The organism is Paenibacillus sp. FSL K6-1122, from assembly GCF_037977015.1.
Lineage (GTDB): Bacteria > Bacillota > Bacilli > Paenibacillales > Paenibacillaceae > Paenibacillus > Paenibacillus amylolyticus.
The window spans coordinates 3,246,867-3,266,284 of record NZ_CP150272.1 but is presented as its reverse complement, the minus strand read 5'-3'; the positions used below and the strand labels follow the sequence as shown (position 1 = coordinate 3,266,284).

Here is a 19,418-nt window from a genome sequence, read left to right as displayed (position 1 = left end):
CAGCAACAAAGCGAGGATTCCACTTCCGGCCGACTTGCGTTACAATAACCCTAGCTCCTTCGTCTTACACGAAGTCAAGCGGTCTCCAATATTTTTTTAGAAAGAGGAGTACATATGTATACTGTCCAGGATGCTGCCCAGCTTACGGGACTCACAGAGCACGCTGTTCGCTTTTACACGGATAAAGGCTTGGTTCCGAGCATTCAACGCAATAAAAATAATATTCGGGTGTTTGATGAAGAATCCATCAATTGGCTACATGGCGTCAAATGCCTCAAGCAGACAGGTTTACCGATTGAAAATATTAAAACATACGTCGATCTCTGCCTCGAAGGTGATTCAACCGTTTCGCAGCGATTCGCACTTATGATGGAGTATAAGGAAGCGGCGCTGATTCAGCTTGAAGAGGCCAAAAGCCGCGTAGCCCATTTGGAAGAGAAAGCACGTCAATATCAGGCCATTTTGGAGCAGCGCATCCCGGATATGACCAACCCGGTCAATTGGGAAACCAAGCGTGACGAAGAAGGGAGTTGTCCTGCATCCCGTTTAAAAAGTCGCAGTCTTCCTGAAACCGAGGTTTCGGCTCAGTGCCCAGCAGCTGCTATGAAGCAGCAGCAAACTAGCATAGTATCTTAAACTTCACATGATATAGCTCACGTATGTTCTAAACATATAGGCTATTTCTTACATTATGTATATCTAAATGAGCCTGAGTAAAAAACGCCGACAACATTGTCGGCGTTTTTCGCCACTACAACCCTCTGCTGGGATCTCTTTAATCTATTCCTGCCCATTTTCTGGTCCCTGTTCACAATACAAAAAAACCATCAACAAGTGATGGTTTTTCATGAAATATCCTGTTCAGAAATCTGTTGCTGCTCATGATGCCGTATGCTTATTTCGTTTGAATATATCCTTCAGCTTTTAGCAGTTCTGCGATCAGAACCGCACCACCTGCCGCTCCACGGAGCGTATTGTGGGACAATCCCACGAATTTGTAATCGTAGAGTGAGTCTTCGCGCAGTCGGCCTGTGGAGACACCCATTCCGCGTTCGATGTCACGATCCAGTTTTGTCTGAGGTCTGTTTTCTTCTTCAAAATACGTAATGAATTGTTTTGGTGCACTTGGCAGAGCCAGTTCCTGCGGACGACCTTTGAACTGCAACCAACGCTCCAAAATTTCGTCTTTACTTGGTTTTTTCTCGAAGTTTACAAACACGGTAGCCAGATGTCCATCAGTTACCGGCACACGAATACATTGTGTTGTAATTAATGGAGCCGATGCTTTGACGATCTCATTATTTTCGATGCTGCCCCAGATCCGGAGTGGTTCCTGCTCACTCTTCTCTTCTTCGCCACCGATGTATGGAATAACATTATCGAGCATATCTGGCCAGTCCGTAAAGTTTTTACCTGCTCCGGAGATTGCTTGATACGTGGAAGCCACGACCTGAGTCGGGTTGAACTCACGCAAGGCGTGCAGTGCAGGCACATAGCTCTGAATCGAGCAGTTTGGCTTTACAGCAATGAATCCGGTTTTTGTGCCCAGACGTTTGCGTTGAGCTTCAATCACGTCCAGATGTCCCGGGTTAATCTCAGGGATTACCATTGGTACATCTGCTGTCCAGCGGTGAGCCGAGTTGTTGGACACGACAGGTGTGCCTGTTCTAGCGTAAGCTTCTTCGAGTGCTTGAATTTCATTCTTTTTCATATCAACCGCGCAGAAAATAAAATCAACCTGGCTGGCAAAAGCCTCAACCTGGGAAGCATCCTGAACAACGATTTTTTTCACAGCTTCCGGAATAGGAACTGCGAGTTTCCATCTGCCTTGTACGGATTCTTCATATGTTTTACCTGCCGAATTGGCGCTTGCAGAAATAGCTGTTACTTCAAACCATGGATGTTGATCAAGCAGGTCCACAAAACGCTGACCCACCATTCCCGTTCCTCCGACGATACCAACTTTCAATTTTGCTGACATTCAATCATCATTTCCTTTCGGTTTAAGTGATTCTTCTCTTCAAATCAATTTCATAACTCACTAAAAACGTATTATGAGTTTGACTTCCTAATTAACACTATTCAGGCAATTCCAAAGCGTGTAGTCACACCCCGGAAAAACCAAAAAATCCCATCCCCAAGACAATAGTCTCAGGGACGAGATTGAACTCTCGTGGTACCACCCAGATTCGCCAATATGTCACCGTATCAGCCTCTTCAAGTAAAGGTTTACAACCATGTTGAAAGCTGTAGACCGTTCATACTCTAGCTCTGTAACAGGAGCTCCTGTCACACCATCCCTTAAATGCTAAGTTCCGATGTGCTGCTCTGAGTCTTTATTCAATAAAAAGTTCTTTACTCCTTTTCAGCTACCGGAGCTCTCTTTGAAAGAATGATTTTTATCTACTCGTCTCTTCGTCGCATTTGATATTGCGATTATAATATCAAAATTACTGTGATGAAGTAAACACATTTTTTTAGATCATGGAATTTATATGTTTCCAGCGGAGCTGAACCATTCAATTACCGCAAGAAAAATTTCAGCTACATGCGGTCAATCTTCTGTGATAGCACGTCGATAGACATCTTTATTATAACATACTACAAATGGTTATTTCCTTACTGCTTTTTGGCAACCATCGCATACGTTCCCAGTGGGCTCCCGGGCCCCGAGACATGATGTGTCTTAAGTAATTTCAGTTCGGAAAGAAGAAGTGTCTTTACTTTGTCCGGGATCGGAAGCAGTTTCAGTTCCACAGGCGCTTCTGCCAGTGTCATTTCGGTTTCCCAGCGACCGTCCTGCAGCTCGGGAGAATGGATCGAAGTCTCTTCCTTAATCGTCCAGCCTGCCGCAGAGACAAGCTCTTGGATATCCTCCGGTGTAAAGAGCGTGCGCACATTGGAGAAGCTGTTCTCCTTGTAACATTCGACCTGGGACTGAATCAGAACGGATAACCAATGTGAGAGCTGGCTCACATCTGTAACTCGGGCATCCCATTCTCCAAAACATAACTGATGTCCCCACGTCCTAACCTTGCTAAGAATCTCAGCGAGTTCGTCAAACGATTTCAAGTACCAAGAACAATGGGAAAGTACAATAACATCAAACTCATTCTCGGTGAATTGAACCTGATCACTTAAAATGTCAAAATCATAATCCATTCGAATTCGATCACCCAGTGGAGATCTCCGCAGCTTGGCTGCCGCTTCGCCTACGGTCAGCGGTGTACCATAATCCTCCGGTGCAATATCTACACCATAAACGTACCCGTGCTCCCCCACCAGATGTGCAAGCACGGCCGTTGTATCTCCCTGACCACACCCGATTTCCAGAACCCGGCTGCCTTCCTGTATCCCCCAAAAGAGTCCCAGTTTCATCCGATGCTCGGTCTGAATGTACTGAATGGCGGCGTTGTCCTCCACGTCCATATACTTAATAAGGTCCCTGATGATAGATTCATTCATGATTCCTCACTCCTCAAAGAGCAACCTAAACTTCTTGCTAATTGTAGCGTTACTGGAATAATTGTACAACACTAGAGTCTATGACAGAACCATGGCACGGAGGAGAACTCGTCCTATAGCAGATCTAAACCTCTGCTACATATCAATTCCTATGCCCACTGAGTTGCAAGCTTCTGAAGATAGGGTGTCAGCATGGGCTGTAATTCCTTACGCAACAGTCCGATCTCCAAGATCGCCTGAATATATCCGAATTGATCGCCTATATCGTAGCGACGCCCCTCCAGTTCAAGGGCCAACAGTTCCTCCACCTGACTTACTTCTTTCAAGGCATCCGTTAACTGATATTCCCCTCCAGCACCTCTCTCGATCTGATCCAGGATTGGAAAGATGGAAGGTTTCAGAATGTATCGTCCCATTACAGCTGTTCGGGATGGCGCTTCTGCAAGAGAAGGTTTTTCGACCAGATTGGTGACCCGGTGAACCCGGTCCTCTGCACCATTCGAATCAATAATGCCATATTTGCTCACATTTGCCGCGTCTACCTTACGAACACCAATGATCTGGTTGCCTGTCTTTTCGTAGAGATGAACCATCTGTGCAAGTGCAGGCGGATCAGACACCATTATGTCATCTCCCAGCAGTACAGCGAAGGCATCATCCCCTACAAATTGCCGTGCACACCCAATGGCATGCCCCAGACCCAGTGGTTCCTTTTGACGAATAAAATGAATATTTGCCATCTCGCTGATGGCCTGCACCTCTTCCAGTAAAGACTGTTTGCCCTTGGCATATAAAGAGTGTTCAAGTTCAACCGATTTATCAAAATGGTCCTCTATGGATTTTTTGTTGCGTCCAGTCACAATGAGGATATTCTCAATTCCTGATTGCACTGCTTCTTCAACAATGTATTGGATGGCCGGTTTGTCTACAATCGGTAACATCTCTTTGGGCTGTGCTTTGGTCGCTGGCAGGAAACGGGTTCCGAGACCCGCTGCCGGAATAACTGCTTTTTTAATTCGCATATCATCATAGACTCCTTTCATTTGCTTCTTATAACCAATAATGCACGCTGTGGGCAGCTAAGTAGCGATACGAAACACCCAATATCTGCTGGCTATATAGTTCAGAACCATCCCCATCAAGGTCGCCAGGATTTTACTCATCACGAGACTCCAACCCAGCATGTCTTGCAAAGTCATCAGAATGAGAGCGGATAACGCAAGAACGATGAGATTGGTGATTAGAAAACGAACAAGTTTCGCTCTATCGCCGCCCCCTCGTGCCGTATCTCGAAAAGTCCACCTGCCGTTCAGCCAATAACTGTTCGCAACACCGCAGCTGTACGAGATTACTTGAGCCATCAGAACCGGTACACCGCCCACTGCAAGCAAAGCAAACACCACCGCATCTACTGCCGTATTCGCAACACCCACAATACCGAACTTGAAGAGTGTCACCAGACGCTTAGTCATGATGAGCAACTCGAACTGTCAATTGGGATTTTGCTTGCTGGCCCTCGGCCTGCACCACATCTCTCACAATGTATAGCGGACGCGCCTTGGTCTCATCATAGATGCGGCCCACGTACTCGCCCAGAATGCCCAGCATGATCAGGATGAATCCGTTAAAGATCAGCATGATACTTACAATGGATGGCCATCCCTTAATCGTTGAATCCGTAAAGATGGCCGAAACAATAACCGTTAACATATAGATGAATCCGCCAACCGACAGGATCGCACCTACATAACCTGCGAGCTTGAGCGGTTTATACGAAAATGAAGTAATGCCGTCCAGGCTTAGTTTCAACATGCGTTTCAGCGGATATTTTGTTTCACCTGCCAGACGTTCATCACGTTCATATTCAATCGCAGTCTGACGAAATCCGACCCAACTGACCAACCCCCGCACAAATCGGTTTTTCTCCGGAAGACGTTTCATCTCATCACATACTTTGCGGTCAATCAGGCGAAAATCTCCGGTGTCTACCGGGATATCCGTATCCGTTGAAGCACGAAGTACACGATAGAACAGACTCGCCGACCATTTCTTAAAGCGAGTTTCCCCACTTCGTCTGGTGCGACGGGCATATACGACTTCATAGCCCTCTTTCCATTTGGCGATCATATCCAGTATCAGTTCGGGAGGGTCCTGCAGATCCGCATCAATAATAACCACCGCATCCCCCACTGCATAATCCATACCAGCTGTTATCGCAATCTGATGTCCGAAGTTACGGGCAAAATCTATCAGCTTCACACTCTCGTCCCAACGGGCGTAATCACGGATCATCTGTGCACTTCGATCCACGCTACCATCATTAACAAACAACAGTTCATAACTCTCTCCTGTGCTGCCCATGACCTTCTTCAGACGCCGATAAGTCTCCTCGATCACCGCTTCCTCGTTATACATGGGAATAATAATGCTGTATCGGTACGCGTGAGCCATGTTTGTCCCCTCCCTTTTCCAATGGACTTCGTTCGTTCGAGATTTTCATTACAGTTATAATTTCACTTCGTACAAGGTGGTCTGTCCGCCAAATCCGAATCCGAATCCGAATCCAAATCCAAGTCCAGCTTCACTCTCCGTATCACCGTTATCCATGGATCCGCTGTCCGTGCCTGTCTTCCATTCTGACGTTGGAATCTCGGTTCCGTGCTCTTTGATCCAATCGCTAATATCCGAGTTTCCTCCGCGGCCACCCATGCCACCAACCATGAAGTATTTCACTTGCCCGCTCTTGACGAGTTGCTCAAGTTCATCTGTTGTGTACACCGGGTCTGAGCCGGAGAACCCTCCAAGTGTAATGACCGCTGCTCTTTCATCGATGATATAAGGTGCTGCCTGATTATAGTCCGTAGTGGCAAAGAGATACGTTTCGCCTGTATTGTGCTCTTTCAGATAATTCAGTGTGACTGTATCCACTTCTTCGTTACGGTTGCCCATTCCGCCACGGCCACCCATTGTAGGCATTTCTGTGTCTCCTGCACCGTTACCCATCGGCATGCCCATTCCTGCTCCACCAAACATACCATTGGAACCAGTAGGTCCTGCTGCCGGAATCATGCTGTTGCCACCATAAGTTATTGGGGTGAATGCCCAGTAGATTGGACCGATCAGCATCACTATGAATCCCGCGATAATGAAGCCCTGTTTCCATTGATGTGTGCGATGAAGCATAACGATTAGGATGACCGTGACCAGAATGCCTGCGATCAATTCACTAATGGACCAGCCTGCACCAATCGTACCGTTATACACCTGCATGATATACCAGCCGAACAGAGTCGTCAGCAACACGGACACCGGAAGCAACCATGCCTGCCAGCCATTGCGATCACGATATGACTTCCACATCGCTACAAATCCTGCGCCAGTCAGCGCCGCAATTGGAGGTGCAAGCATAATCAGATAATACTGATGGAAGAAACCTGCCACACTGAAAAAGGCAGCAACGGGAAGCAGCCAGGTCAGCCAGAACAAGGCTTCCTTGTGCTTGTTGGTTATATTTCTCCGTCTTAATCCTGCAAATATGGCAATGCATCCAAGCAGCACAACTGGCAGAAGCCAGCTAGCTTGGCCTGACAGTTCAGTCTGGAACAGACGCAGAGGACCTTTCTCCCCCGTACCAAACATTCCGCCCATGCCTCCGCCGAAATCTCTTCCGTTTGGCATTTCCATATCATTTGGCATCTGCCTGTTCGGGAAATTGCCATTCGAACCATTCATGTTATCGTTATCCGGTGCATTGACATCTTGCCCAACGCCAGGAACATCACTGCCTGTCTGCTTAGGACCTGAAGACGAGTCTCCTCGATTGCCACGATTATCTCCCTGTCCCATACCATTTGGCATACCTGCGTTACCTGCAGTATTCTGCTGACCCGTTAGGCGAGCCAGACCATTGTATCCAAAGGCGAGTTCCATGACCGAGTTTGTTTCACTGCTGCCGATATAAGGCCGCTCGTCTTCGGGTATAGAATCCACAGTGACCGCCCAGGATAAGGAAACCACCGCCAGAACCGCTGTGCTGCCGATCAGCAGGATGATCTTCCTTCTCCATTTCGCCTGAAATGCAATCAGATAAAACAAGTAAAAAGCCGGGAGAATCATGTAGGCTTGAAGCATTTTCATATTAAATGCTACGCCTATTAACCCAAAAGCAACCAGAATGCGCCAAGTACTGCCTTGTTTGCTACCTTTGAACAAAAACCATGAACCCAGCAGTAGTGTAAACACCAACATGCTGTCAATATTGTTGGTCCGGCTGACTGCCGCCACGACAGGCACAGTCGCCAGCACAAGTGCCGAGATTCGTGCTGCTGCAAGACCATATGTAGGTTTCACCATGAAATAGATCAGGAGCACCGAACCGATTCCCGCTAATACCTGCGGCAAAATAACGCTCCAACCGTGCAGTCCGAAGACATAGGCAAAGGCCGTCTGAATCCAGAAGACAACGGGTGGTTTATCTACAGTGACCGAGCCTGCTGAGTCTAGTGACGCATAGAAAAAGTTATGGAAGTTGCTGAGCATACTCCCAACGGCAGTCGTATAATAGGAATTGGCATATTGATCGTTCCAGATACCGTACCCATTGAGAAATGCCGCCAGTAATACAATCGGAAGAAGGACAAAATCCATCCTTCTTTTGGTGTTATTCAATGTTGATCACTCCTTCAAAGTTCTTCATGTCTAGTATTGTGACATGCCAAAATAAAACTGGGATGAGTGCCCGCTGAATGTTGTCTGAGGATAATTCACAATCCTTTCAGCTAAATTTCAGTTTGGCAAGCGATAATACAACATACAGTCCCTCGCAATTGAGGGAGAAATCTAAATGGCTCAGGCAAGGAGAGAAGGCACATTATGAAGCTTAGCAGCGGAATTAAAATACTATTGACTGATGATGAACCACATATTTTACAATTTCTAGAGCTTGGATTAAGCAATGAGGGCTTTGATGTGCGCACCGCACCGGATGGAGCGGCTGCGCTTGAGTTGGCGCTTGAATTCAAGCCACATATGGCTATTCTGGATGTCATGATGCCTGAGATGGATGGATTCGAAGTGGTCGAGCGTCTGCGTAAGACCGGAGCTCAGGTTGGCGTTATAATGCTAACAGCGAAGGACGAGGTCGAGAATCGGGTTAAGGGCCTTTGGTTAGGTGCTGACGATTACATGATCAAACCCTTTGCCTTCGACGAGCTGCTCGCCCGAATTCAGGCCAGACTGCGTAATCAATTTCCTTTATTAATAGGAGCCGTCACCCACGGTCCCTTCCGAATTGATGATCAGCGCAAAGAAATCACCTATCAGAATCAGGTCCTGGAATTATCTCCTACCGAATACGAACTGTTAAAATTTATTGTGCTTAATCATGGGATTGTACTTAGCAAAGCGACCATTCTGAGCCGGGTGTGGGGGTATGATTTTGGCGGAGAAGAAAATATTGTGGAGGTATACGTTCGCTCCTTGCGCGACAAACTCGGGGATAAAGAGCATAAACTCATTCGTACGCTTCGGGGTGTCGGATACAGGGTGGATCTCTGATGAACTTGCTGCCTAAGAAAAATAAACTTCGTTTAAGACGTCTTCACCAATGGATCTGGCCTCGTTCACTGCGTTCTCAATTGCTCTCACGTTCTCTGTTTGTGCTGGCTGGGCTACTATTGTTAATCGGTATCCTGCAATTCTGGATTATGGAAAGCTTTCTCTACCGGAATCAGGCAAAAACCATGGAAGAACAGCTCATGTCCATGCCCCCGGTTTGGCTCGGTATCCAGTCACGTAACGGCTCTTCCAACAATCCTTTTGGTGGACAGGTAGGAAACGGGTCTGGTAATCGGGTGTTGTTTATTCCTGACCGTTCACTAGCCCTGTTTGATAACGAAGGTACGTTCGAGGATGTTTTTGGGGAAGACGGTCTGAAAGCCCCTCAACTATCATCCGCTGAATATCAGGACATTACAGATGAGTTGAAAGAACAAAAACACATTCCCTACGAGATCGTCACGGATAGCCAAGGGAATGAGCAATTGATTGTATTCGCTTCACCCGGTCCACGCAATCGTGGTTTACCAATGGTGCAGATGGGCACGGCTACAAAGCCACTGAGAGACTTGATTATTAAACAGCTTCTGATCTTCATCATGTTATCGCTGTTGGCCATGGTAGCCGGTCTTGTTCTATACACTAAGGTATTACGCCGGACGCTGGTTCCCCTGTCCAACATGGTGAATAAAGTACAGCAGATAGATGCAGGCAGCCTCGCAGAACGGCTTCCCGTCATTCAGGGACAAGAAGAAGTGGATCAGCTCGCAGTTTCATTTAATGGCATGCTTGAAAGACTGGAGAATTCGTTTGAAGCGGAGCGGGAATCGAAAGAGCAGATGCAACGTTTCTTGTCTGATGCTTCTCATGAGCTTCGTACCCCGCTCACCTCCATTCACGGTTTCATTGAAGTTCTACAGCGGGGTGCAGCGACCAATCAAGATCAATTGTATAAAGCACTGGACAGCATGCACGGCGAATCGGTGCGAATTAACAAGCTGGTTGAAGATTTGCTGTTACTAACCAAGCTGGATCATGCCCCAAAGCAGGAGCGGGAGGTCATTCAGCTGGATAGTCTGCTGCTCGAAATGCAACCACAACTTGCCATGATGGCTCAACAAAGATCCATTCATCTCGATTTGACGGCTGAAGTATATGTACTGGCTGACCCTTACAAGCTGAAACAGGTTGTGCTGAATCTGTTCCATAACGCGGTGCAGCATACCGATCCTGAGCATGGAGCCATCTCCATAACGTCATATGCCACGTATCATAAGGCTGAATTATCAGTGAAAGATAACGGCACAGGCATTGAACCTGAACATCTACCCCATATCTTTGAACGATTTTACCGCACAAGCAGTTCTCGTTCGCGCAAACAAGGTGGCGCGGGTCTCGGTCTAGCCATTACCCGCTCGATTGTGGAGTCGTATGGTGGGAAAATTACCGTACAAAGTCAGGTAGGCTTGGGAACTGAATTTATGATATTAATGCCGTTGTATAAGGCTGATGTCTAGGCTGAGCATAGCCTCCAAGTAGGCTATAAGTTGGCTATACGTTGGCTATACGCAGCTTTACGTAAGATCTACTTGATCATTACACAAGCTCTAGGCAAGTTCTCCAAACGCTGCTTTACTTTCATTTTAATTCCGGCTTTTTATTGCATGACAAATCCCCCACTCATTTCGGTTTAGAAATGAAAGGGGGATTCTTTTTTATCCGATTGATAGAGTGCAGAGTAAGTAGTAGCTCAATTGGTCTCAGGCTTTCGCACTTTCAGGCTAACGAATCTGAGACGTCTTATTCAAGCATTTGGAGCGTCCACAGAGATCTAATGAACCTGAGCCACGTTATATTAGAATAAACAACCGTTTACTGCGTTTTTCTCAGGGGATTTCGGAAAATAGCGTGTCTGATGTTCCTTACAATTTAAGAAGCGTACCTAGAGGCCGAATAAGACGTTCTGAGTTCGTTAGAAAATCGTCTAGGCATTCACTAAAATTAGCCAGGATCAGCTATCTTGGACCTCAAGACTTTTGAGACCTTGGTACCCATCATCGTATAGCTTACCCTCAGTCTGAGCTTGAAGACACACTCTAAAATTCATCCCCATCTATTGGTGCTTTTGGCAACGGTGGATTACCAAGGGTACACGCCATTCTCATCTAGGAATTCTCCGTTATGGCGTTTGCCATCCGTCGCATAGCGCACGATAATCGCAGCGCCGGCTTCTTTTGATTTACCGCCTTCGGCATTGCCATTAAGATCTGTTGATGTAAATCCGGGCGTTACTGCAAAGACTTGTGCCCTGCTGTTTTTCACTTCATAAGCCATCGAAAGTGTCATTGCACTGTTGGCCGTTTTGGATGAATTATAGTCGAAGGCGTTTAAAGTAAATTCCGCATTTTGCATATGGTCCAGAGAAGCCATGTCGGTTGATACATTAATGATTGTGCCTTCATTATCTTTGATTAACGGGAACAATCGCTGATTCAAACGGAAGGTGCCGAAAAAGTTCACTTCGAAGGCATTCCGCAGATCTTCCTCTTTTGTATCCGTGAAGGAATGAGAGAAAGCACCAGGCATACCCGCGTTATTGATCAGAAGGTTTATCTCGGGATAAGTCTTATGAATTGTTTCGGCTGCCTGCTCGATGCTCTTCAAGTCGTTCATGTCGATCTGTACAAATTCTACGTCTAATCCTCTGGAAGTTAACTCGGAAACAGCTACTTCCCCCCGTTCGACACTACGAGCGCCAAGAATAACTTTCCAGCCCGCTTCACCCAACTGCTTGACGATTTCATATCCAATTCCTTTATTTGCTCCGGTTACAAAAACAGTTTTTTTCATGCGAATCCTTCTTTCCATAATTTGATTTATATTTAACAATGTTTAAGTTACTATGCTACACTTAGTGTAGGTCAAATTATTTTTATAAAAGGGGGAATTATCATGTTAACGATTGGAGAAGTAGCGAAAAAAGTTGAGATCTCCATTGGAGCGATCCGCTTTTATGAAAGAAAAGGACTGCTGAAACCTGCTGCACGAAATGAGCAGAATAACCGTCTTTATTTGGAGGAGGATCTGAACTGGCTGGTTTTTATCAAATGTCTTCGTGAAACCGGGATGAGTGTGGAAGACATCAAAAAGTATTATGATCAGGTCAATGAAGGAACCTCCACGCTGAAGGAAAGAACCAAACTGATTGAGGATCAAAAGCAAAAGTTGCTGAATGATATCGAGGAGAAAAAAGCGCAGCTTGTTCATTTGGATAACAAACTGGAGCGCTATTATCGCGGAGAAAATTATTAACATAAGCCTTGTCCAATAGGCCAATTTTTTGCGTTTTATGTAAGAGAACACGTACCCTAACAAGGTTTCCTCAGTAGCTTCTTAAAATAAATACAAAAAAATCAGGCAGCCAGCAATAACTGTCTAACCTGATCCGAAATTTTCATATTATAGCTATTTTCAATGAGGATAAACGTTCAATCAAAAATGACCTTTGCCCTTACACAGTTGATAATGGTTATAGGATTCATTCTCGATCTCGATCAAATTTAACCGTTCAAAATTACATTTCTGTATCACCTTATTGGATGCTTGATTGGTAGTCAAAGCGATGGCATTTAACACTTCCACGTTTGTATGTTCAAACAAATACTCCGTCATTCCTTTGAGCGCCTGCGTGGTGTAACCACGATTTCTGAAGTGTTTCGAAATACCGTACATAATCTCCCGATTGGGTGCTGGCAGTTCGTCCTTGATCCCTGAGCAGCACCATCCGATAAACTCATCATTTTCTTTGAGTACGATAGCCATACGTAAACATAACTCTCCGATATCCCCTCCCGCCACTACAGCTTGTTTAAAACGCTGATTCTCAGGGATTTCATATTCGGTGAGCCACAGGGTCCTATCTTCAATCGTAGCGTTCCATCCAGGTAGGAATTCATACACCTCAGGTTGCCACGTAATTTCTTGCAGTTTCTTCAAATCCTCGAGTCGATACTCACGTAAATAAATATCCTTGCAATTGATGATTAATTCATCGGTTAGTATGGGTTGGTTCATAGTTCCTCCTACTACACACTTAATTTCAGCTTATTAGCTTTACTTCAAACAAGCCCCTCTTTTTCCATAAACTCATCTTTGGTCAATCCAAAGAGGATCAGATCTTGGTATTTTCCATCCATATAGATCACCTGGCGACGCACACCTTCCTGAACACATCCAAGTTTTCTCATCATTGCTGCGGAAGGTTCATTTCCTTGGAGTACATAATCATTAAATTTGTTGAGCCTGCGCTCGAAGAAGGCATAGTTCAGCAAGATTCGAACGGCTCTGGTTCCGTATCCTTTTCCTCGATGATCCCTGTCAATTTGAATGCCAATGCTAAAGGTACCGTTCCTCTCATCAATACTGTTCAGATTCACACCTCCGACATTCTCACCATCCATATTTACAATTGTAAACATGATCCGTCCTTTGCCTAAAGAAAAATCAGAGAAGTTTTCCGTGAAACTCTTCGCTTCAACATAGGTTGGCGGCAACTCTACTGCACACTCCAATAACCGACGGGCAGGTGTATCAAAGCGGTTATAATAATGATCCTCCCAATCTTCTTCACGCAAAGCACGTAGTCTGATCTTATCATCCTGCCAGAAATACTGACTATAATCGATCTCTCTCATTCCAAGTCCCCCCGCATATTCAACCAAATTTTTACTTCGAGTTACAAATATAATAACCCATATTGTGGAATTGGAGGAGATTTGTTTTCATTAAACACAACGAAAATAACCCCCGAACAGGAAAAACCTGTTGGAGGCTACGCTCTATTTTATATCAAAATCTCATTACGTTTCTTCCGTATATTGAGGCTTGGATAAGTTGTCCGGAACCGTTTCGTCAAAAACATCCTGACCTGGATAATCCCGTACGTCTCCCTCGTGAAGCTCATGATTTTCATAATCAAAACGATGTGCAGACCGCTGGTCCACCCGCCACGGAGAACTTTTCCCAAGAGACTCGGATAACAGAGATGAACCGTAAGGACCCTCCGGGAATTCTTCGAGTGTGATATCGTTTCGCTGCGACTCCACCGTAGACACATCGGTATATTCTTGCCGATCTTCACGCAAAAACTTATCTTTCATCGTTTATCCCTCCTGATCCACTTCAGATGACCAACGTCCACTTATTGTGAGCGAGGACAAACGCATTTATGCATGACCTTTGGAAAACACTGCGTTTAGGTTTTGATCCATTACCGGATCCATCACGATCATTATCGCCATCACAGTTAGCGAATCCATATTAAAAGTACAAAAGCAATGAGGCCAGCCATGCTAATCCAGGTATCGCGTTTGGACCATACCAATAACGATGAACGTCCTCCGAGCGTAGAGTGCTCTCTAACTTTACGCATTTCCATCGCAATGGTCATATCCTCTGCACGTTGGAACAGTGCCATCAACAAGGGAATCACCATCGGACCCAGGTCACGAATTCGAACGGTATTTGGTCTTAAAGCTGCCTTTCCACGTGCCCGCACGATCAGTGAGAATCGCTGCCACTCACTCCAGATCATCGGGATAAACCGAAAGATTAACGATACAGCAAGAGCAAACGAAGCTACGGGCAACCTGATCTTTTTACCGATACCGAGTACCCAGTTAAGCCCTTCTACCATTCGCCCATAAGGCGTCGTCAACGAAAACCAAAGGCTTGCCAATGTAACGATAAACAAACGATACACGTTCAGCAAAGTGCCCTCCGCCTGCATCAGGGAAAAGCCAAAGTGCAGACCTCCTCCCTCTGTTGAAAGAGTTGTCCCAGATAACGCCGATGATATGATGAAAAAGAATAATAATGGCTTCATTAACTTCATACATCCAGCCAAAGTCTGACGCGGGAGCACGGCAAGTGCTGCTACTACCGGCACCAGTGTTAACGTCAATCCCAGCCATCGCTGTTGAAGCATAGCTGCGGTGACCAGCAAAATATACAAAATCCATTTCAGACGCGGGTCCATAACGCCATATAATCCGCCTGAATGAGTCAAGGTGTTCGGAAGAAGCTTTGGATCATCTTCCGTTTTAATGGACGATAGCATCAGTGCTTCTTTTTCATATTTCATTACATCGCTCTTGACTTCCATCGTTACCGTCGCTGATGCTTCTTTCAATTCGTTCTGAATCCCCACCTTAACAGACGTGGAATGAACAATACTTTCAGCCATCTCCTCTGGCGTCATCCCGGTCAAAGGCAGCTCAAGACCCGCTGCTCTAAACTGCTGTACCAGTCTCATCGATGGTGGCAGTCCAATCCCTGTCTGCTCCAGCAGTTCAGGCCTTTTGTGAAGTTCTCTCGGCGTAAGATCAGCGATTAGACGGCCTTCCTGCAACAACAATACTCGATCCGCACAAGGCAAGAATGTATCCAGATCATGGGTTGCTACCACGCCCCCACCACCTGCCAGACGATGTTGCTCCAATACATCCAGCAAAAGCCCGACACTTTGCGCTTCCAACCCGGCGCTTGGCTCATCCAGCAGAAGCCAGTGTGGATTGGTCACACTTCCGAGAGCAAGACCTAACCTGCGCTTCTCTCCCCCACTTAGAGCAAATGGCGACCTGTCCAGATGAAAACGTCGGTCCAACTCCGAGGACACTAGCGGGTCCCATTGGTTCAGTGCTTTTGTGATCTGCTCTTGTTGCTGTTTCTCTGAAAGTCGATAGGGACGCAGAGAATATGAGAATTCACGCTGAATACTTCGGGCAAACAGTTGTTGTTCCGGAAATTGAAACAATAGTCCCATTTGCAATAAAATCGACTGCGGCACTTTTCCTTCTTTCCAGAAAGGTGTGCCATCCAATGTGATACTTCCTGCATCGGGCGGTCTCAGACCAGCCAACGTCTGTAATAAAGTCGTTTTTCCTGAACCGGTGCAGCCCAGCAGCAAGGTGATTTCCCCACTGTTCAACTGTACACTCACATCTTCAAGCAGTGCACGTTTGCCCGATTCCGATGCTTCTATACGTATATTGGTTAGCTTGATCTCCAACGTGCGACCTCCTTGGCCAGTTGCTCAGGTCGCAGTGGCATGGCTTCTGGCATCATACCTTTTTGCTTGAGCAATAACGCAGTTTTTACAGTAAAAGGAGGGTCCAACCCTAACCGTTCACAGGGAGATAGCTGTACATTTTCCCAAGTAGCCTTCTCATTCAACTCTGTTTCATAGAAAAAGGACTCCGGCGCCCCGTTGTAAACACAACGTCCCCTCTCCATAGCAATGATTCGATCACACAGGGTTGCTTCCTCCAGATGGTGTGTAATCCAGATCACCGTTGTCCCCCGCTGGGTAATCTTCTGAACGATGGCCTCGATACGGTCTCTTGCTCCCGGATCAAGCATGGCTGTTGGCTCATCCAGAATCAATATATCCGGTTTGGCAGCGAGCGCTACAGCAATATTAAGCAGTTGTTTCTGTCCACCGGATAATTGTGAGACAGCCTTCTCCGGGGGATATTGAAGTCCTACGGTATGTAATGCATCCTGCCGGCGCTCCAATTGCTCTCCTACAGAATCCATCAATGGTGACAGCGCAAAATGAAACTCCTCTTCAATCGTATCGCCAAGTACCTGTGCATCCGGTTGCTGCAATACACCCCGAACGGTAAGTTCATCCGAGATATCCCGTACCCCTCCAGATAGTGGAATGAATCCAATCAGTAGTCCAGCAAGTGTGCTTTTCCCACTGCCATTCGCTCCTACAATACTAATCCATTCTCCTTGGTGTAGCGTAAGTGAGACCCCATCCAGTGCTTTCCTCACCTGACTACCTTCGGAAGAATAATGCACTCGAACATCTTCTAATGTAATTATAGGCAGGTTGCCTTGCATCGTAAATTAGTCCTTTCCCTTTCTATTGTTATGTGGTACGATCCTAATCGTTAACCACTTTTATATAATCGGTTAACAATCATATTACCAAAATGGAGAGGATTGTTCAAACATGAAATTATCTTTGCGAGGCATTGTATTCAGCGCACTTATGGCCGCAATTTTAGTACTTTTTGGTTACATAAGCATTCCCATTGGCTTCTCCCCAGTACCGATAACATTACAAACTTTGGCTGTCATGCTGGCCGGAGGATTACTTGGTCCACTATATGGTTTTCTGAGCGTTACCATGGTTGTTCTGCTCACCGCTCTTGGTTTCCCCTTGCTACACGGGACCGGAGGACTTGCGGTACTTCTTGGACCTACCGGAGGATATGTGATGATGTGGCCGTTCTCCGCATTATTGATTGGATTGTTGCTTGCACGAATCAACATCAAAGGTGTAACAGGATTCATACTCGCTTTTGTTGTATTTGAACTATTTGGTTCACTGCTCGTGTATGTCTCGGGGGTCCCTTGGCTTGCCTATGCTTACAAAATGGACATACCTGAGGCCATGATTCAAGGGTTTTATCCTTACATTATTGGGGATCTGATCAAAGCTGTATTTGCTGCCATCATCATTGCGCCAGTGCGCATGGTTTTCCCACCTCAACGTCTCACAGGTAACATGCATTCCACGGTTTTAAAGGCGGATTCTTAATAGAAGCTACATAAGGTAACTAATCTGCCTATCTTTGAAAACGACGAAACCGCCAAAATCACTTTGGCGGTTTTCGTTACTTCTCTTCCTCTAAGATTGTTCTGTCATCGGAGTGATACGTGTAAATCTTCTTTAGTTCAACTTATATATTCACCTGAATTAATTGACGCTCTGTAATATGAAATTGTTGATCCGCTGTATTTTCAATAAACCTCTGATCATGAGATACATACAGAATCGTTCCTTCATACGCCTTAATAAAACGCTCCAACGCTTCCAATGCATGCATATCAAGAAAGTTCGTCGGCTCATCCAACAATAGAATGTTATATTGTCCAAGAAACAAATGACATAATTGAAGACGAATCGCTTCTCCTCCGCTTAATGTCCCAACATTCTTCAGCAAGTCATTACCTGTAAACTGCATCGCATGCAACGCACTTCTGAGCTCTGATTCCTCATATTCCGAACGATTTTTCAGGAATTGTAATACGGTCTCTTTTGTCGTGAAACGATAGCTCATTTGCTGAAAATAACCGAGCTTTGCTTTTGGAGACATTGTGATCTGATCTCCCACATGGAAAACATGGTTAAGCAATGTGCTTTTCCCACTGCCATTGGCTCCGGTTATCGCTATTTTTTGTTTTAATGGAATTTGAAAACTTACATCCTCCAACAATATGTTTCCATCCACCTCAAGTGTAAGGCGATCTGCCATAATCGGAAATCGATTGTGCAGCTCCAGTGTCTTTGGCTGACGGAAGATCATAGGCCGATCCTCTTGCACCGCTTTTACCTCGTGAAGTTGTTGCATCCGCTGTTCAATCGCTTTGGCTGCGCGGTGCACCGCTTTTTGACTGGTGCCTTTGGATTTGGTTTCAACCATACGGTTTGTTTTTGCCTTGGATTCTTTTTTGGACATGCTTCCGGCCTGCGTTATTTTCTCGGCTTTCTTCATCTTTTCCCGAGCGGCCAGCTCCAATCGTCTTTTCTCCTTGGAAAACTGCTCATGGGCCTGGTTTTGTTGTTCACGCTCCAGCCTCTTCTGTGCCTGATAATCACTATAGTTGCCGGAATATACGCGAACCTCACCTTGATGGATTTCCCAGATCGTGGTCACCAGTTCATCCAGAACCGCACGATCATGACTGATCAGCACAAGCGCCCCATAATAATAACGCAATTCATCCAGCAAAAATGTAATGCCCGCTTGATCCAGGTGTGTCGTTGGTTCATCCAGTAACAGTACTTCATGATAATGAGTGAACATTTGAGCCAGTTTTAGACGGGTCTGTTCTCCACCACTCCATGGCTGATCGTGTTGAGGTATCGCTAATTTACTGAGTAAAGCCCCGTCAACTTCGATACTTTCGTTAGACTGGGGCGGTTCCACTTGTTCCAAATAACCAAACTCTGCAAAACGTTTTACCTTTCCGGCTGTTGGCTGGATCTGTCCCGCAATGAGTTTCAACAATGTACTTTTACCCTGACCATTACCACCCACTACACCAATGCGATCCAGTTGATGCACAGCCAGTCGCTCAATGTTCAGTATTACTTTATCCATATAGGTCATCTCAACCTGTTCTAATTCAAAACATATCTTTTCCATATTCGCTACCTCCGAAATAAGATTTATTTCGTATCGATAGCGAAGCACGCTTCTATCGATACGAGCTTATCGTGCCAGCTCGTATCAATAGAACAGTAACGTCATCATAGCGGTTCCCCCCAGTAGTCTGTATTGAGCGCCTGTACCTAATTATTTACCTGATTAAGATAATCA

The 19,418-nt window shown here is 45.8% G+C and carries 18 protein-coding genes and 1 other annotated feature; of the genes, 5 read left to right on the top strand and 13 right to left on the bottom strand.

What is annotated here, in order from left to right:
- The first annotated feature begins 114 nt into the window (after nucleotides 1-114).
- Nucleotides 115-636, top strand: a complete 522-nt coding sequence (locus NSQ20_RS14990; RefSeq protein ID WP_340032880.1) for a MerR family transcriptional regulator — start codon at nucleotides 115-117, stop codon at nucleotides 634-636.
- Between the two features lie 259 nt (nucleotides 637-895).
- Here the strand turns inward: NSQ20_RS14990 and asd are convergent, their stop codons facing one another.
- From asd to NSQ20_RS14960, 6 genes are all read right to left on the bottom strand, one after another.
- A complete protein-coding gene (gene asd / locus NSQ20_RS14985) occupies nucleotides 896-1,981 on the bottom strand; it encodes an aspartate-semialdehyde dehydrogenase (RefSeq protein WP_340020250.1) in 1,086 nt (361 codons plus the stop codon).
- Nucleotides 1,982-2,150: 169 nt separating this feature from the next.
- Nucleotides 2,151-2,428, bottom strand: a binding site (T-box leader).
- Nucleotides 2,429-2,619: 191 nt separating this feature from the next.
- A complete protein-coding gene (locus NSQ20_RS14980; protein WP_340032879.1) occupies nucleotides 2,620-3,465 on the bottom strand; it encodes a class I SAM-dependent methyltransferase in 846 nt (281 codons plus the stop codon).
- Between the two features lie 149 nt (nucleotides 3,466-3,614).
- Nucleotides 3,615-4,487, bottom strand: a complete 873-nt coding sequence (gene galU / locus NSQ20_RS14975) for a UTP--glucose-1-phosphate uridylyltransferase GalU (protein ID WP_340032878.1) — start codon at nucleotides 4,485-4,487, stop codon at nucleotides 3,615-3,617.
- Nucleotides 4,488-4,544: 57 nt separating this feature from the next.
- Entirely contained in the window at nucleotides 4,545-4,937 is a 393-nt protein-coding gene (locus NSQ20_RS14970) for a GtrA family protein (RefSeq protein ID WP_315373367.1), read from the bottom strand.
- Nucleotides 4,930-5,916 carry a glycosyltransferase family 2 protein gene (locus NSQ20_RS14965; RefSeq protein ID WP_076327735.1) on the bottom strand — a complete coding sequence of 329 codons (987 nt, stop codon included), beginning with the start codon at nucleotides 5,914-5,916 and terminating at the stop codon, nucleotides 4,930-4,932. Before NSQ20_RS14965 ends, NSQ20_RS14970 begins: the two co-directional genes overlap by 8 nt.
- 54 nt (nucleotides 5,917-5,970) lie before the next feature.
- Nucleotides 5,971-8,133, bottom strand: coding sequence for a glycosyltransferase family 39 protein (locus tag NSQ20_RS14960; RefSeq protein WP_340032877.1), 2,163 nt, complete (start codon nucleotides 8,131-8,133; stop codon nucleotides 5,971-5,973).
- A gap of 204 nt (nucleotides 8,134-8,337) precedes the next feature.
- Between NSQ20_RS14960 and NSQ20_RS14955 the strand changes: the two genes are divergently transcribed.
- Nucleotides 8,338-9,021 (top strand): response regulator transcription factor, encoded by a 684-nt coding sequence (locus NSQ20_RS14955; RefSeq protein WP_340032876.1) that lies wholly within the window; start codon nucleotides 8,338-8,340, stop codon nucleotides 9,019-9,021.
- Complete coding sequence (locus NSQ20_RS14950) at nucleotides 9,021-10,538, top strand: ATP-binding protein (RefSeq protein ID WP_340032875.1); 1,518 nt, start codon at nucleotides 9,021-9,023, stop codon at nucleotides 10,536-10,538. The genes NSQ20_RS14955 and NSQ20_RS14950 overlap by 1 nt, the downstream gene beginning before the upstream one ends.
- A 622-nt stretch (nucleotides 10,539-11,160) precedes the next feature.
- Here the strand turns inward: NSQ20_RS14950 and NSQ20_RS14945 are convergent.
- A complete protein-coding gene (locus tag NSQ20_RS14945) occupies nucleotides 11,161-11,871 on the bottom strand; it encodes an SDR family NAD(P)-dependent oxidoreductase (RefSeq protein WP_340032874.1) in 711 nt (236 codons plus the stop codon).
- Nucleotides 11,872-11,973: 102 nt separating this feature from the next.
- Here NSQ20_RS14945 and NSQ20_RS14940 point away from each other — a divergent pair, with 102 nt between their 5' ends.
- Entirely contained in the window at nucleotides 11,974-12,333 is a 360-nt protein-coding gene (locus NSQ20_RS14940; RefSeq protein ID WP_091031062.1) for a MerR family transcriptional regulator, read from the top strand.
- A 180-nt stretch (nucleotides 12,334-12,513) separates the two neighbouring features.
- Here the strand turns inward: NSQ20_RS14940 and NSQ20_RS14935 are convergent, their stop codons facing one another.
- From NSQ20_RS14935 to NSQ20_RS14915, 5 genes are all read right to left on the bottom strand, one after another.
- Nucleotides 12,514-13,095, bottom strand: coding sequence for a GNAT family N-acetyltransferase (locus NSQ20_RS14935; RefSeq protein WP_340032873.1), 582 nt, complete (start codon nucleotides 13,093-13,095; stop codon nucleotides 12,514-12,516).
- A 44-nt stretch (nucleotides 13,096-13,139) separates the two neighbouring features.
- Nucleotides 13,140-13,715, bottom strand: coding sequence for a GNAT family protein (locus NSQ20_RS14930; protein ID WP_340032872.1), 576 nt, complete (start codon nucleotides 13,713-13,715; stop codon nucleotides 13,140-13,142).
- Between the two features lie 165 nt (nucleotides 13,716-13,880).
- Complete coding sequence (locus tag NSQ20_RS14925) at nucleotides 13,881-14,180, bottom strand: hypothetical protein (RefSeq protein ID WP_340032871.1); 300 nt, start codon at nucleotides 14,178-14,180, stop codon at nucleotides 13,881-13,883.
- A 146-nt stretch (nucleotides 14,181-14,326) separates the two neighbouring features.
- Nucleotides 14,327-16,090, bottom strand: a complete 1,764-nt coding sequence (locus NSQ20_RS14920; protein ID WP_340032870.1) for an ATP-binding cassette domain-containing protein — start codon at nucleotides 16,088-16,090, stop codon at nucleotides 14,327-14,329.
- Nucleotides 16,075-16,929: an ATP-binding cassette domain-containing protein gene (locus NSQ20_RS14915; RefSeq protein WP_340032869.1), complete on the bottom strand. Its 855-nt coding sequence runs from the start codon at nucleotides 16,927-16,929 to the stop codon at nucleotides 16,075-16,077. The genes NSQ20_RS14920 and NSQ20_RS14915 overlap by 16 nt, the downstream gene beginning before the upstream one ends.
- 112 nt (nucleotides 16,930-17,041) lie before the next feature.
- On the opposite strand from NSQ20_RS14915, the gene NSQ20_RS14910 reads away from it, so the two are divergent.
- On the top strand, nucleotides 17,042-17,632 hold the full coding sequence (locus NSQ20_RS14910; RefSeq protein ID WP_340032868.1) for a biotin transporter BioY: 591 nt from the start codon (nucleotides 17,042-17,044) through the stop codon (nucleotides 17,630-17,632).
- A gap of 142 nt (nucleotides 17,633-17,774) precedes the next feature.
- Here NSQ20_RS14910 and abc-f read toward each other — a convergent pair whose 3' ends face one another.
- A complete protein-coding gene (abc-f, locus tag NSQ20_RS14905) occupies nucleotides 17,775-19,244 on the bottom strand; it encodes an ABC-F type ribosomal protection protein (protein ID WP_340032867.1) in 1,470 nt (489 codons plus the stop codon).
- Between the last annotated feature and the right edge of the window lie 174 nt (nucleotides 19,245-19,418).